Here is a 13,514-nt window from a genome sequence, read left to right as displayed (position 1 = left end):
GAACGACCATGACGATCGCGCTGCTGACGCTCGCCTGCGTCTTCGCGGTCGTCTCCGGCGTCAACGACGGCGGCGCGCTGCTCGGTACCGGGATCAAGCTGCCCAGCGTGCGGCCGGTGACCGGGATCGCCCTGCTGATGGCCGCCGTGGCCGTCGTGCCGCTGGTCACCCACCGGGTCGCGGTGACCTTCACCACCCGCCTCGCGCCCATGCGCGACCCGGGCGGGCAGGCCGCCATGGCGCTGGCGGTGCTGGCCGCCCTCGTGGTGGTGACCGCGCTCAGCGCACGCGGGCTGCCGACCAGCCTGACGCTGGCGATCGTGGGCGGGGTGACCGGGGCGGGGCTGGGCTGGGGGCTGCCGGTGTCGGCGGGCGGAGTGGTGTTCGTGCTGGTGGTGGGGCTGGCCGCGCCGTTCGTCGGCGCGCTGGTCGCGGTACTGGTCAACCCCCTGCTGGTACGGCTGGCCGACGGCACGAGCCTGCCCCGCTGGCACCGCGCCGGCTTCGCCGTCCAGTGCCTGGCCTACGCGGCCAACGACGGGCAGAAGATGCTCGCCGTCTTCATGATCGCGCTCGGCGCGTCCGGCGCGGCCCCTGGCGTCTGCGCGCTGATCGCGGTGCTGTTCGGCCTCGGCACGATCTACGGGCTGCCGCGCGCGGGCCGTACGCTGAGCCGGGAGATCCTCGCCTCGCGCCCGGTACACGGCGTCTCGGCCGAACTGGCCAGTGGCCCGACCGTGATCGCCTGCGCGGCGGCCGGAGCGCCGGTCAGCATGACCCAGGCCATCGCCGGCGGGCTGATCGGCGCGGGGGTGGCGGAGAGCACACGCCGGGTGCGCTGGCACCCCGCCGCGAAGATCGTGCTGGCGTGGGTAGTGACCCTACCGGCGAGCGGGCTGCTCGCCGCCGCGGGCACGCTCATCGTCAAGGGTGTGATCGCGTGAAGGGCCCGCGGGAGGTGAGATGGTGCGGCGGCTGCGGCGGATGCTGGACCTGATGCGCGGGCGGATGGACAGCGCGCTCAGCGACGCGCTGATCGGCCAGCTCGAGGCGACCAAGGAGGGCGCCTGGCTGGCCATGGCCATGATCGGCGGCGAGATGGGCCGCACCGACGCGCACGAGCGGATGCGCGAGATCGAGCACCGCGGCGACACCTACCGGGCCGCCCTGGTCGAGGAGTTGTCGGGCGCGCTGGTCACGCCCATCGACCGGGAGGACCTGTTCCGCCTGTCCCGATTCATCGACGACGTGCTGGACTCACTGCGCGACTTCGTCCGCGAGTCCTACCTGTACCGGATCAAGGGCCAGCGCCGGTTCGCGCCCATGCTGGACCAGGTGGTCATGGGGATCGAGGCGCTGGAGGAGTCGGTGCGCGCGCTGGCCGCGCACCCCTCGGCGGTCGGCACCGACGCCCTGGAGGCCAAGAAGATCGGCGGCAACATCCGCCGCATGTACCAGTACGAGATCGCCCGGATCTTCTCCGAGGAGCTGACCTCCGAGGCGATGAAGGAACGCGAGCTGGTCCGCCGCCTGGAGATCGTCGGGATGGCCATCGGCGACGCGGCCGACGCGATCGCCGACGGCGCCATGAAGCGATGACGCGATGACGCGGGAGAGGCCGGTACACCCGCCGGAGGAAACACCTCCGCCCTGGAGGGACGAACCTCTACCGAACACACTTTGGGGGACGAACATCTACCGTGAGGTGGACGGGCCTCATCTCAGGAGTGAAAGACCCCCTACCTCAGGTCCGTGTCGCCCGCTTCCAGGGCCTCACGGATGTCCGGATCGTCCGGGTCGAGGTCGAGCGCCCGGTGCAGGTCCGCCGTGGCCTCCCCCTCCCTGCCCAGCGCGCGCAGCGCGGTGGCGCGGTTGAAGTACAGCTCGGCGCTCTCCTCCAGCTCCAGTGCGTGGGTCAGGTCGTCCACCGCCCCCTCCAGGTCGCCCGTCTCGTAGCGGGCGATGGCGCGGTTGGCCCACGCCGGGCCGAGCCGGGGATCGGCCGCGAGCGCGGCGGCGAACGCGGCCAGGGCCTCCGCGTGCCGGCCCGCCGCGCATTCGAGCTGGCCGAGCACACACCGCAGGTGCGCGTTGCGCGGGTCGATCGCGAGTCCGGCGGCCACGTCCGCCCGCGCCTCGGCGTCCCGACCGGCGACGGCCAGCAGCCCGGCCCGGTTGATGTAGGCGTCGAGGTAGCCGGGGTCGAGTTCGAGCACGTGGGCGAGGTCGGCGAGGGCCGCGTCCCCCTTGCCCTGGGCCAGGTGGACCTGGGCGCGGTTGTAGTACGCCTCGGGCAGCGGCGGGCTGAGCCGCAGGGCGCTCTCGTAGTCGGCGAGCGCGTCGTCCAGCATGCCCTGCGAAAAGCGCAGGTTGCCGCGGTCGAGGTAGTGGTCGGGAAAGACTGGGTCCAGGGCGATGGCGGCGTTGTAGTCGTCCAGCGCCTCCTTGCCGCGGCCGAGGGCGGCCAGCAACTGGGCCCGGTTGGCCAGCAGGACCATCCGGTGGGTGCGGTGGCGGCCCGGCGGCAGGTCGCGTTCGGCCAGCTCGATCGCGGACTCGACGAGGTCGAGCGCCTGCGGCAGCCGGCCACGGCGAAGTTCGATCAGAGCCCGGCCGTTGCGGTCGAAGCCCAGCTTGAACGCCCGCTGCTCCCGGTCGGGCAACAGGGTGGAGATGGCGATGGCCTCGTTGATCCAGCCGGTCGCCCGGCCGAGGTCGCGGGCGGCGGGATCGGGGTGGCGCGCGTCCAGCATGGCGGTGCCGTACGCCGCCGCCGCGTGTACGGCGGGCTCCGCGCTGCCGCGTCTGGCGCGCTCCCACAGCTCCCGCGCCTCCGGATGCCGCCGTAGCGCGCCCAGGGCCGTCGCGGTGCGCTGGACGAACCGCCACCAGAGGTCGCCGCCCTCCTCGACCAGGGCGAGCCCGCGCAGCCCCAGCTCGGCCACGGTGTCCAGGAAGCCCTCGCGCACGCAGTGGTCCACCGCCGCCCAGAGCGCCCGCGCGCCCGCGCCGCGCGGGTCCGTACCGTGCTCCAGGTGGTACGGCACGGCGCCGAGCAGCGGGGCGGGCTCGGCCCTGGCCAGCAGCTCCCCGGCCTGGCGGTCGTGCAGCGCGGCCCGCGCCTGCGGGGTGAGCGCCAGGTAGGCGGCGGCGAGCCGGGGATCGTCGGAGGTGCAGTCGGAGGCGACGTAGGCGGCGGCACGGTCGGCGGCACTGCCGGTGTCCTGGTCGGGGGCGTCCGGCGGCTCGGCGGGGGTCGCGCGCGCGTGCCGGGCGAGGTTCGGGAAGTCCGCGGGGGGAGGTTCGGCCGAGCACACCACGAGGGTCAGTCGCCCGGGCGCGATCCGGCGGGCGAGCACGGTCAGCAGTTCGCGGTCGGTGGCGTCGGCGTGATGGGCGTTCTCGACGGCGAGCACGCTTCCCTCCGGCACGCGCTCCCTGACGAACTCGGCTATCCCGTTGGCGATCCGCAGCGTGCGGCGCGGTGCGGGAACCAGGATGCGCTCGTCGTCGGACACCCGGGCGTCGGAGGGCTCCCAGCGGGGGGCCACCAGCCCGCAAAGGCCGGGCGCAGCCGCCCTGATCTCGATGTCGTGTGCGGCGACCAGGCCCGGAGCCTCCCGGAGCGCGGCCGGGACGAGCCTGCCGAGCAGGGCGCCGCCGAACGTGTAGGGGCCGTTGCGCCGGCGGTGGGCATCGAGCACCCCCAGAGGGAGCGTGCCCCAGGAGGCGAGCAGTGACGCCCGATCGCTGGAGTGCTCCCCCTGGAGCCAGACATGGCCGGAGTGATCGCTCACCCCTTGTGGATCACGCTGGACTTGCCGCTCAGTTTGGCTAGACCCGGCTTGCGCACAACGATTCTCTTCATGCTGCCCCTCGTGTCGCACACACTTGCCCGTCCAATTATTCGACCCGCCGGGCATTCCACAAGGGTTGGCACCTATCTATCTCCGGCGATTAATCAACTATCACCACCAGAAGCGGATAAATGTGGCATATCGCCACACGATACGACTCGTCTCAGCCGCCCAGAGGCCCGGCTGGATGCGCTCTGACCAGGTACGACGTGTCGAACCTGGGTGGCGGACGGCGGCGTCCAGATGCGGCCTCGTTCCGGATGTCCGGCTTCGCCGACGATGATCGACCGGATTCGCCGGCGATCGGCTCAGCTGATCGGCTCAACCTGGTCCCCCGGTTTGGGGCCCGTGTGCGGCAGCACCGAACGTTGCGTGTGCGCGTCGTTGGAGAACGCGTTCACCAGGTCGAGGAACGGCGCGAGCATGTGGTGGTGCGGCGACTTGGCCTCCACCATCTTGGCGAGTTCGTGGGCGCGTTTCATCACGATGTCGGTGCGGTAGTTGTCCTCCAGATCGCGCAGGATGTCGAAGCCGGTCCGCATCGCCTCGTCGAGATCGCCCTCCAGCACCTTGCACTTGGCCCGGTCGAAGCGGATCAGCAGAGGGTCCAGCCACTCCGTCGGGCCGTACTTGGTGAGCGCCTGCTCCAGCACCAGGTCGGCCTCCATCGCCTGCCCCAGCTTGACCAGCGCGTCGCCCTGGTGGAAGTAGAGCTGCCGCTCGGTGTAGCCGAAGGCCGAGTCGTCCTGCTCGTTCGGTGTCATCTGGGAGAAGGCCGCCCGGGCCCGTTGCAGCGCCCGCTTGGCCTGGTCGATGACGTCCTTCTTGCCGCCGCCGGACAGCGCGGCGAGCGCCCTGGCCTCCACGACCGGGGCCATCGCCTGGGCCGCGCACGGCGTCTGCCCGGCCAGGTCGCGGCTCTTCTTGGCCAGGCTCAGCGCCTCGCGCGGGTCGCCGTAGTAGAGCGGGACCAGCGCCTCCCTGGCGCACACCCAGGCGCGCAGCGCGCGGTCACCGGTCTCGTCGGCGGCCGTGCGCCCGGTCCGGAAGAACGAGCGGGCCAGCCGCTGGTCGCCGAGGTTGATCATGATCATTCCGCCCAGGCCGGCGAGCTGCGCGGCCATCCGGCACAGCCGCTCCTGAAGGTCGATGGGCTGGCGCTTGTCCATCGCCTTGCGCACGGCGCTGAACTCCAGCATGACGTCGCACAGCAGCCGCAGGGGCGGGGTGTTCATGTACTGGCGGCCGAATCCGGCGGTGGCCTCCTCCCACTGGTCGAGCATCGCCGGTGAGACCGTGGCCGACACCAGGGTCTCGTCCAGCCGTCTGCGGATGTTCTCCACCGCGCCGAGCACCGGGGCGTCGAGCAGCATGCCGTTCTTGCCGCGCAATAACAGCAACAGCGTACGGCGGAGCACGTTCTCGTCCTCGTCGCCGCCCTGGCCGGACAGGTCGCTGATCGGCGGTGGCACCCACGCGCGCACGCCGGAGGGTTCCTGCTTGCCCTCGTGCGCCTCGGCCCGGCCGGGTGGCGGGCCCTTGTGGGCGTTGCCGCAGATGCACGGCCCGTCATAGCCGAGAGCCTTGGGCTCGACCCGGTACACCGAGCAGAGATAGTGGAGATACTCCGGCCCTGGGCGTTTCAGCCCGCTCTCGTAGGCCGACAGTAGTGTCTCGCCGATGCCGGGCACGGACTTGCCGTCCCGCTCGAACAGCGCGCGCACCTGTTCGATGACGTCGGCGAGCGCGATGCCGTGCGCGAGCCGGTGGCTCTTGACCCGGGTCGTGCCGAAGTGCGAGGAACAGGACTCATAGATCTCTTCTGCGATCTGGGCCGCGATGCGGCCGGCGGCAAGGCCCTTGGCCCGGATCCGCCGAGCCATCTCGGTCTCCCTGTGTTGCCTGCCGGACATTCCGGCCCCTCTCCCGATGGCCAGCTAGGCGGGCTGGACCGTTACCGTGACCGTCCTCACTCGCTGACGCCGCGTAGTCCACAGGTTGCACACCGCGCCTATGAGAATGATGGACTACTAATGAGTGCTTGAAAACGTCCTCCCAAAGGGTGACGGCTAAGGATCGTCCCTCTCCGAGCGGTTTCTTTCAACCCACTTGTGAGATCCGCTCTACAGAGAGGGACGGAAGCCTCGTTGACCGCGTCGGCGTACTGAGTCATGTTGGGCCAACCGGAACTTCAAACGGCCACGATGGGCGCCTAGGGAAGACACGCCACATCGTTGCCCCCGCAAGTGACACAGGAGGAGGGACGCGAGGTGGGGGAGGACGACTCCGGGCGTCTGGAGCGGTTGGTAGCGGAACTGGACGCCCGTGGACTGCTCGCCCGAGTGGTACGGACTCCTAAGGGCCGGGCGTTCGTACGGGTGATCAACCCGGACGCGACCAGCCTCGCGGAGAACGTGACCTGCAGGCAGGTGCCCGTTCCCGAGCATCGCGACTGGTACTACTGGTGGTCCTGGGGCGAGAAGATGCACCGGGCCGACGATCCGGCGGGGGCGGCGACGAAGGTCGCCAGGGTGCTCGCCGCGGTGGGCGACTGACCGCGGCGACGGGGCGGTGGAGCGGAGCCACCGCCGTCCGTCGCCGCGCCTGCTGCGGCTCCTGGAGCCGGCGGGCTGACCGGTGCGGAGCGCCCGCGACCGGAAGGCCGCGGGGGGCAGGGATCCCGCCGGCTCCGCACACCAAAAGGATTATTCATCCGAAATCCCATGAATTATCCCCAATAGCCATTATGCCCAAGAATTAGGACAAAAGCACCCTCCAGCATGTTCTGGAGGGTTCCGGGGAGTTTTTCCCGGAAAACGGTACGGGACGTGCTTCCGGGTGCGCGTCCCTGCCGAGCCGTTCGTCACCGGAGCCGCCCGGCCCGCCGTACTCGGCCGGGACCGGACGGCCCCGTCTTCCCCGGCGTGATGTGACGGCGGCCGGTTCGGTCGGCACTATGGAGGAGTCTTCCCCCAATGCCGGCCGAACCGATCCGGAGGATCCCGTACGTGTCTCTGCTCGCCATCATGAAACCGACCGACCCGGCCGTGCCCTCGATACAAGATGTCGCCGGCGCCGTTGAGCGGGTCTGCATGGGTGAAACAGGCGGCGTGCTGTGCCCGGTGTTCGAGAGCTTCCTCCCGGCCAACCTCGCCCCGCTGGCCGCCTGGCTCGTCATCATCGTCGTGACCCTGGTCGCCGCCCTGCTGCTGCGCAACCTGGTCCGGCGGCTGATCATGCGGGCGGCCCGCCGGGCGGCCCTCGGCGTGATCCCCGAACGGCTGCGCCAGCGCGCCGGGAGCGCGGCCGACGAGGCCTCGGTCCTGCTCAACGAGCGCAGGAAACAGCGCGCCGACACGCTCGGCTCCGTGCTCAGCCACATCGCCAACATCGTGATCATCGGCACCGCGGTGCTGATGATCCTCTCCCAGTTCGGTGTGCAGCTCGCCCCGCTGCTGACCAGCGTCGGCATCCTCGGCGTCGCGGTCGGCTTCGGCGCCCAGGAGCTGGTGAAGGACTTCATCGCGGGCATGTTCATGCTCCTTGAGGACCAATACGGCGTGGGCGACGTGATCGACGCCGGCCCCGCCGTGGGCACCGTCGAGGCCGTCACCCTGCGGGTCACCCGGCTGCGCGACGTGGACGGCCGGGTCTGGTACATCCGCAACGGCACGATCACCCGGATCGGCAACGAGTCGCAGGGCTGGTCGCGCGCCTCCTTCGACGTGCCGGTGGCCTACGACGCCGACATCCCGGCCGTACGCGAAATCCTCACCCAGGTGGCCGCCGAGCTGTGGGACGACCCCGACTACCGCGACCGGGTGATCGTCGAGGAGCCCCAGGTCTTCGGCATCGAGCAGATCTCGGAGACGGCAGTGCTCTTCCGGATCAGCGCCAAGACCATCCCCACCGGTCAGGCCGCCGTCGCCCGCGAGCTGCGGGTGCGGGTCAAGGCCGCGCTGGACCGCGAGTCCATCCCGCTCTCGACGGTCTCGTCCTGAACCGCCCGGCCGGACCAGCCCGCCCGGTGACCTAGGCTGGATGGCATGTCAGGCAACGTCGAGGAGTCGGTGAGCTTCTACGAGGCGGTGGGTGGCGAGGAGACCTTCCACCGCCTGGTGCACCGCTTCTACGAGGGTGTGGCGGAAGATCCGCTGCTGCGCCCGCTGTACCCGGAGGAAGACCTCACCGGCGCCGAAGAGCGGCTGCGGATGTTCCTGGTCCAGTACTGGGGCGGGCCCAACACCTACAGCCGGCAAAGAGGCCACCCCCGGCTGCGGATGCGGCACGTGCCGTTCGTCATCGGCCTGGCCGAGCGCGACGCGTGGCTGCGGCACATGCACGACGCGGTGGAGTCGCTGGATCTGCCGAAAGACCTCGCCACCCGGCTTTGGGACTATCTCGTCTATGCGGCGCACAGTCTGGTGAACGCCCCCGAAGGGGGCGTCTCCCCGCGTCCAGGGGCATAGCGCCGGCCGAAGTGGGCAATTCGCAATCATGGCCTTCCCCTGGTGGCGTGACGCCATCGTGTACGAGATCTATGTCCGCAGCTTCGCCGACGCCTCCGGAGACGGCGTCGGCGATCTCGCGGGAGTCCGCTCCCGGCTCGGTTACCTCGCCGGGCTCGGCGTGGACGCGATCTGGCTGACCCCCTTCTACCCCTCCCCGATGGCCGACGGCGGCTACGACGTCGCCGACTACCGGGGCGTCGATCCGCTCTTCGGCGATCTCGCCGACTTCGACGCGCTCGTCTCCGACGCGCACGAGCGCGGGCTGCGGGTGATCGTCGACATCGTGCCCAATCACAGTTCGGCCGAGCACCCCTGGTTCCGGCGGGCCCTGGACGCGCCGCCCGGCAGCCCCGAGCGCGACCGCTACCTGTTCGCCACCGGCTCCGGCGACGCGCCCCCGAACAACTGGCGGTCGACCTTCGGCGGGCCCGCGTGGAGCCGGCTTCCCGGCGGAGAGTGGTACCTGCACCTGTTCGCGCCCGAGCAGCCCGACTTCAACTGGCGTGACCCTGACGTCCCCGCCGAGTTCCTGGACGTGCTGCGGTTCTGGCTCGACCGGGGCGTGGACGGCTTCCGCATCGACGTCGCCAACGGCCTGTTCAAGGCCGCCGGCCTGCCCGACGCGCCCCCGGACGAGCAGGGGTTCAAGGCCGAGTCCCCGATCTGGGGCCGCCCTGAGGTGCACGAGGTCTACCGGGAGTGGCGCAAGGTGCTCGACTCCTACCGCGGCGACCGGGTCGCCGTAGGCGAGGTCTGGACCGACTCCGTGACCGACCTGGCCCGTTACGTACGGCCGGACGAGCTCCACCAGACCTTCAACTTCCCCTGGCTGCTGGCGCCCTGGTCGGCCACCGCGCTGCGCAAGGTGATCGACGACACACTGCGCATCGTCCCCGCGCCGACGTGGGTGCTGTCCAACCACGACGTCGTACGCCACCGCACCAGGTACGACGAGACCGACCCTGGGGCGGGTCTCCCCCGCGCTCGTGCGGCCATGCTGACCACGCTGGCCCTGCCCGGCTCGGCGTACCTCTACCAGGGCGACGAACTCGGCCTCCCGGAGATCCTGGACCTTCCCGACGAGGTCCGCCAGGACCCGGTCTTCACCAGGACCGGGGGCGAGATCAAGGGGCGCGACGGCTGCCGGGTGCCGCTGCCGTGGTCCGGCACGACCGAGCCGTACGGCTTCGCGCCGGAGGGCGTCCGGCCGTGGTTGCCCCAGCCCGCCGAGTGGGCGGAGCTGAGCGTACGACGCCAGGAAGGCGATCCGGGCTCCACGCTGGAGTTCCACCGCGCGGCCATCGCCCTGCGCCGCGAACTGCGCGGCTCACTACCCACCGAGATCATCTGGCTGGACGCCCCGGCGGACGTGCTCATGTTCACCCGCGGCCCCCTGACCTGCGTACTCAACTGCGGCGACCGGGCCGTCCCGCTGCCCCCACACCACAGTCTCCTGATCGCAAGCGGCCCCCTGCCAGGCGAAGCCCTGCCCCCCGACACGGCAGCCTGGCTCTCACCGCCGCCACCCCACTGATCTCGCCCCCTGAGCAGCCCGTGGCAGGCAGAGCCCCGGACACCACGGCATGCCCATCGACCCCCGCACCGCCTTAGCCCCAGCCGCGAGACCCTGCCAGCGACACCACAGCGTGCCCATCCGCCCCCGTGCCACGCCGACCCCTTACCCCGAACAGCTCCCTGACGGGCCGGGCCCCGCCGTCCGACACAGCGGTGTCGCTGTCGGCTCCGGCACCGCGCCGGCCCGGGCGGCTCTCGCCGCGCGCCGTTCGGCCGCGACGGGGACCAGGGGCACGGCGGCGAGGGCGCACACCGCGCCGACGGCGAACCCGGCCCAGTAGCCGGACGCGCCGATCACCATGCCGAGCACGGGGACGCCCCCGAAGGTCACGACGTTCTGCACGGTGTTGTGCGCGCCGAGGACCCGCCCCGCCCAGTGCGGACCGGCCAGTTCCCCGGCCCCCAGGTAGGCCAGGCCGTTGCCGCTGACCGTGACCACCGCGGCCAGCGCCAGCGCGGCGACGCCCGCCCACGGGCTGACCAGCTCGGCCACCGCGAGCACACCCATCACAACCGTCGTGGCCACCACGATCGTCCGCAGCGGCCCCATCCGCCGCCCGGTGCGGTCGGACCAGTACCCGGCGGCCAGCCGTGCCGCCGCCCCCGCCAAGGCCGCCGCCCCGAACACCCGGCCGGCGTCCACGTCGTCCCAGGCATGCGCGTCCACCAAGGCGCTCACCCCATACGTGCTCACCACGAACTGCGGGATGACGATCAGCGCACTGGTCGCGTGTACCCGCCACAACTCCGGCTTCCGATACGGCGAGGCGGCGGACGGAGCCCGGCCGGGCGTACCGGCGGGCAGGTCAAGGGGTGGATCGGCCACGAACAACGCCGCGAGGATCGCGGCGACCAGCGTGGCCGCCGCGCAGGCGAGCAGTGCGCCGCCGAGCCCGTGGGCGCGGGCGATCGGCGGCAGGACGAACGCGGCGAGCCCCATCCCCAGCATGAACGAGACCTGCCGCAGCCCCATCGCGATCCCCCGCTGCCCGGCCGGGAACCACCGCAGCACGATCCGGCCCCCACCGACGATGGCCGCCGCCCCGGCCGCGCCCATCAGCGCGAGCACGACCCCGAGTACGACCGGCTGTTCCACGACGGCCGCCACCGCCAGCAGTACCGCGCACACCGCCACCCCACTGCCGAGCACGAGCCGCTCACCTCGGCGGTCGGCGAGCATCCCCCACAGGATGAGGCTCGCCATCGCCCCCAGACTCGGCGCACTGGTCAGCACGCCCGCGACCACCAGCGAGACACCCAGCTCATCACGGATGGCCGGAAGCAGCACCGGTAACCCGAACATCCCGACCGTGGTCAGCGTGTGCGCGTTGACGCCAAGCGCCAGGATCCACCACCGCCGTCGCCCATTACTCACATGAGCAATGGTCACCCGCCCGCCTCCGATGACTACCGGCAGCCCCCTCCTTAAACCGCCGCCTTAACCACAATGCGGACATTTAGCCATTTTTCTCGCCCTGGCAAAGCCCCAGCCGCCGTCTACCAGCGCACAGCGGAGTTCCGTCCCGCCGACCGCACAACCGGGGGCCGATCTGCCACGGCCACCACAACACGGACAAGCAACACCCATCCGTGTACGCACCCAGCGCGAGGTAGCCAATGCGCCCGCGCAGCATCGCCCAGCGGCTCACACCATCCATGGTCGCCACACACCTGCTGGAGGCAGCACCCGGACGGCTCTTGAGCTGCCTGCGTCCAGCCGTTCGGCGGCATGACCATGCTGGTGCGTCACCTACGGCCACTTCCGCCTCAGGCCCGACCGGCCAAGGGCAGGAGTAGCCATCCCCGGGCCACCAGCCCGTGGAACAGCCGACCGCCGCACCCCCTGGCCTCTACCGCGCGAGGCCCTGGGAACCAGGAGGTCAGTCGCGGCGGAGCTGGCGGTAGGTGACCCGGTGCGGGCGGGCGGCGTCGGCGCCCAGGCGGTCGATCTTGTTCTTCTCGTAGTCGGCGAAGTTGCCCTCGAACCAGAACCAGTTCGAGCCCTCTTCCCAAGCCAGGATGTGCGTCGCGATGCGGTCGAGGAACCACCGGTCGTGCGAGGTGATCACCGCACAGCCCGGGAAGTCGAGCAGCGCGTTCTCCAGGCTGGAAAGGGTCTCGGTGTCAAGGTCGTTCGTCGGCTCGTCCAGCAGCAGCACGTTGCCGCCCTGCTTGAGGGTCAGCGCCAGGTTGAGCCGGTTGCGCTCGCCGCCGGACAGCACCCCGGCCGGCTTCTGCTGGTCCGGCCCCTTGAACCCGAAGGCCGCGATGTACGCCCTGGACGGCATCTCCACATGCCCGACCTTGATGTGGTCGAGACCGTCGGAGACGACCTCCCAGACGTTCTTACCCGGGTCGATGCCCGCCCTGTTCTGGTCGACGTACGAGATCTGCACCGTCTCGCCGACGATGATCGAGCCGTCGCTCGGCTTGTCGTTCCCGGTGATCATGCGGAACAGCGTGGTCTTGCCGACGCCGTTCGGGCCGATCACACCAACGATGCCGTTGCGCGGCAGGCTGAACGAAAGATCCTCGATGAGCAGCCGCTCGCCGAAGCCCTTGGTGAGCTTCTGCGCCTGGATCACCGTTGTGCCGAGTCGCGGCCCCGGCGGGATCTGGATCTCCTCGAAGTCGAGCTTGCGGTACTTGTCGGCCTCGGCCGCCATCTCCTCATACCGCTGCAGACGAGCCTTGCTCTTGGTCTGGCGGGCCTTGGGGTTGGAGCGGACCCACTCCAGCTCATCCTCCAGACGCTTCTTCCGCTTGACGTCCTTCTGCCCCTCGACCCGCAGCCGGGCCGTCTTCTTCTCCAGGTAAGTGGAGTAGTTGCCCTCGTACGGGTGGCAGCGCCCCCGGTCGAGCTCCAAGATCCATGTCGCGACGTTGTCCAGGAAGTAGCGGTCGTGGGTCACGGCCAGCACGGTGCCCGCGTACTTCTCCAGATGCTGCTCCAGCCACTGCACGCTCTCGGCGTCGAGGTGGTTGGTCGGCTCGTCGAGCAGAAGCAGGTCGGGAGCCTCCAGCAACAGCTTGCACAGTGCGACACGCCTGCGCTCACCACCGGAGAGCTTGGACACCTCGGCGTCGGGCGGCGGACAGCGCAAGGCGTCCATCGCCTGTTCGAGCTGGCTGTCGAGATCCCACGCGTTGCGGTGGTCGAGCTGCTCCTGCAGCTTGCCCATCTCCGCCAGCAGCGCGTCGCTGTAGTCGGTCTCCATCTCCTTGGCGATCTCGTTGTAACGCTCGAGGACCGCCTTGGTCTCGGCGACGCCTTCCTCGACATTGCCGAGCACCGTCTTCGACTCGTTGAGCGACGGCTCCTGCTGCAACAGTCCGACCGTGAAACCGGGCATCAGCCGTGCCTCGCCGTTGGACGGCTGTTCGAGGCCCGCCATCATCTTCAGCAGCGTCGACTTGCCCGTGCCGTTCGGACCCAGCACACCGATCTTCGCGCCTGGCAGGAACTGCAGCGTGACGTCATCGAGGACAACCTTGTCGCCGTGCGCCTTGCGCACGCGCTGCAACGTGTAGATGTACTCAGGCATGCCACCCAGCTTAGTGGCGGATGGCA

10 protein-coding genes are annotated in these 13,514 nt (G+C 70.5%); 6 read left to right on the top strand and 4 right to left on the bottom strand.

The window, feature by feature from the left end:
• The first annotated feature begins 8 nt into the window (after positions 1 to 8).
• Positions 9 to 944: an anion permease gene (locus tag ACH34R_RS25455; RefSeq protein WP_397564025.1), complete on the top strand. Its 936-nt coding sequence runs from the start codon at positions 9 to 11 to the stop codon at positions 942 to 944.
• 19 nt (positions 945 to 963) lie between these two features.
• Complete coding sequence (locus ACH34R_RS25450; RefSeq protein ID WP_397564024.1) at positions 964 to 1,599, top strand: DUF47 domain-containing protein; 636 nt, start codon at positions 964 to 966, stop codon at positions 1,597 to 1,599.
• Positions 1,600 to 1,739: 140 nt separating this feature from the next.
• Here the strand turns inward: ACH34R_RS25450 and ACH34R_RS25445 are convergent, their stop codons facing one another.
• Both ACH34R_RS25445 and ACH34R_RS25440 read right to left on the bottom strand, forming a co-directional pair.
• On the bottom strand, positions 1,740 to 3,797 hold the full coding sequence (locus tag ACH34R_RS25445; protein WP_397564023.1) for a tetratricopeptide repeat protein: 2,058 nt from the start codon (positions 3,795 to 3,797) through the stop codon (positions 1,740 to 1,742).
• A gap of 368 nt (positions 3,798 to 4,165) precedes the next feature.
• Positions 4,166 to 5,770 carry an XRE family transcriptional regulator gene (locus ACH34R_RS25440; protein ID WP_397564022.1) on the bottom strand — a complete coding sequence of 535 codons (1,605 nt, stop codon included), beginning with the start codon at positions 5,768 to 5,770 and terminating at the stop codon, positions 4,166 to 4,168.
• A gap of 333 nt (positions 5,771 to 6,103) precedes the next feature.
• Here ACH34R_RS25440 and ACH34R_RS25435 point away from each other — a divergent pair, with 333 nt between their 5' ends.
• From ACH34R_RS25435 to ACH34R_RS25420, 4 genes are all read left to right on the top strand, one after another.
• A complete protein-coding gene (locus ACH34R_RS25435; protein ID WP_397564021.1) occupies positions 6,104 to 6,412 on the top strand; it encodes a hypothetical protein in 309 nt (102 codons plus the stop codon).
• Positions 6,413 to 6,949: 537 nt separating this feature from the next.
• Positions 6,950 to 7,858 carry a mechanosensitive ion channel family protein gene (locus ACH34R_RS25430; protein ID WP_397564020.1) on the top strand — a complete coding sequence of 303 codons (909 nt, stop codon included), beginning with the start codon at positions 6,950 to 6,952 and terminating at the stop codon, positions 7,856 to 7,858.
• A 45-nt stretch (positions 7,859 to 7,903) separates the two neighbouring features.
• Positions 7,904 to 8,326 carry a globin gene (locus ACH34R_RS25425; protein WP_397564019.1) on the top strand — a complete coding sequence of 141 codons (423 nt, stop codon included), beginning with the start codon at positions 7,904 to 7,906 and terminating at the stop codon, positions 8,324 to 8,326.
• Between the two features lie 28 nt (positions 8,327 to 8,354).
• Positions 8,355 to 9,902 (top strand): glycoside hydrolase family 13 protein, encoded by a 1,548-nt coding sequence (locus ACH34R_RS25420; protein ID WP_397564018.1) that lies wholly within the window; start codon positions 8,355 to 8,357, stop codon positions 9,900 to 9,902.
• A 144-nt stretch (positions 9,903 to 10,046) separates the two neighbouring features.
• On the opposite strand, the gene ACH34R_RS25415 is transcribed toward ACH34R_RS25420, so the two are convergent.
• Both ACH34R_RS25415 and ettA read right to left on the bottom strand, forming a co-directional pair.
• Positions 10,047 to 11,318, bottom strand: coding sequence for an MFS transporter (locus ACH34R_RS25415; protein WP_397564017.1), 1,272 nt, complete (start codon positions 11,316 to 11,318; stop codon positions 10,047 to 10,049).
• A gap of 505 nt (positions 11,319 to 11,823) precedes the next feature.
• Entirely contained in the window at positions 11,824 to 13,488 is a 1,665-nt protein-coding gene (gene ettA, locus ACH34R_RS25410; protein WP_397564016.1) for an energy-dependent translational throttle protein EttA, read from the bottom strand.
• Positions 13,489 to 13,514: the final 26 nt, after the last annotated feature.

Source organism: Spongiactinospora sp. 9N601, assembly GCF_044326295.1.
In the GTDB taxonomy this organism is placed as follows: domain Bacteria; phylum Actinomycetota; class Actinomycetes; order Streptosporangiales; family Streptosporangiaceae; genus Spongiactinospora; species Spongiactinospora gelatinilytica.
The sequence above is the reverse complement of the archived record's forward strand: the minus strand, read 5'-3'. Positions and strand labels throughout refer to the sequence as shown.

What these genes read in the sequence shown, in the direction of transcription:
- ACH34R_RS25420 (WP_397564018.1), top strand. Translation starts at nt 8,355, where the DNA reads ATGGCCTTCCCCTGGTGGCGTGACGCCATCGTGTACGAGATCTATGTC.
- ACH34R_RS25440 (WP_397564022.1), bottom strand. Translation starts at nt 5,770, where the DNA reads ATGTCCGGCAGGCAACACAGGGAGACCGAGATGGCTCGGCGGATCCGG.
- ACH34R_RS25430 (WP_397564020.1), top strand. Translation starts at nt 6,950, where the DNA reads ATGGGTGAAACAGGCGGCGTGCTGTGCCCGGTGTTCGAGAGCTTCCTC.
- ACH34R_RS25450 (WP_397564024.1), top strand. Translation starts at nt 964, where the DNA reads ATGGTGCGGCGGCTGCGGCGGATGCTGGACCTGATGCGCGGGCGGATG.
- ACH34R_RS25425 (WP_397564019.1), top strand. Translation starts at nt 7,904, where the DNA reads ATGTCAGGCAACGTCGAGGAGTCGGTGAGCTTCTACGAGGCGGTGGGT.
- ACH34R_RS25455 (WP_397564025.1), top strand. Translation starts at nt 9, where the DNA reads ATGACGATCGCGCTGCTGACGCTCGCCTGCGTCTTCGCGGTCGTCTCC.
- ettA (WP_397564016.1), bottom strand. Translation starts at nt 13,488, where the DNA reads ATGCCTGAGTACATCTACACGTTGCAGCGCGTGCGCAAGGCGCACGGC.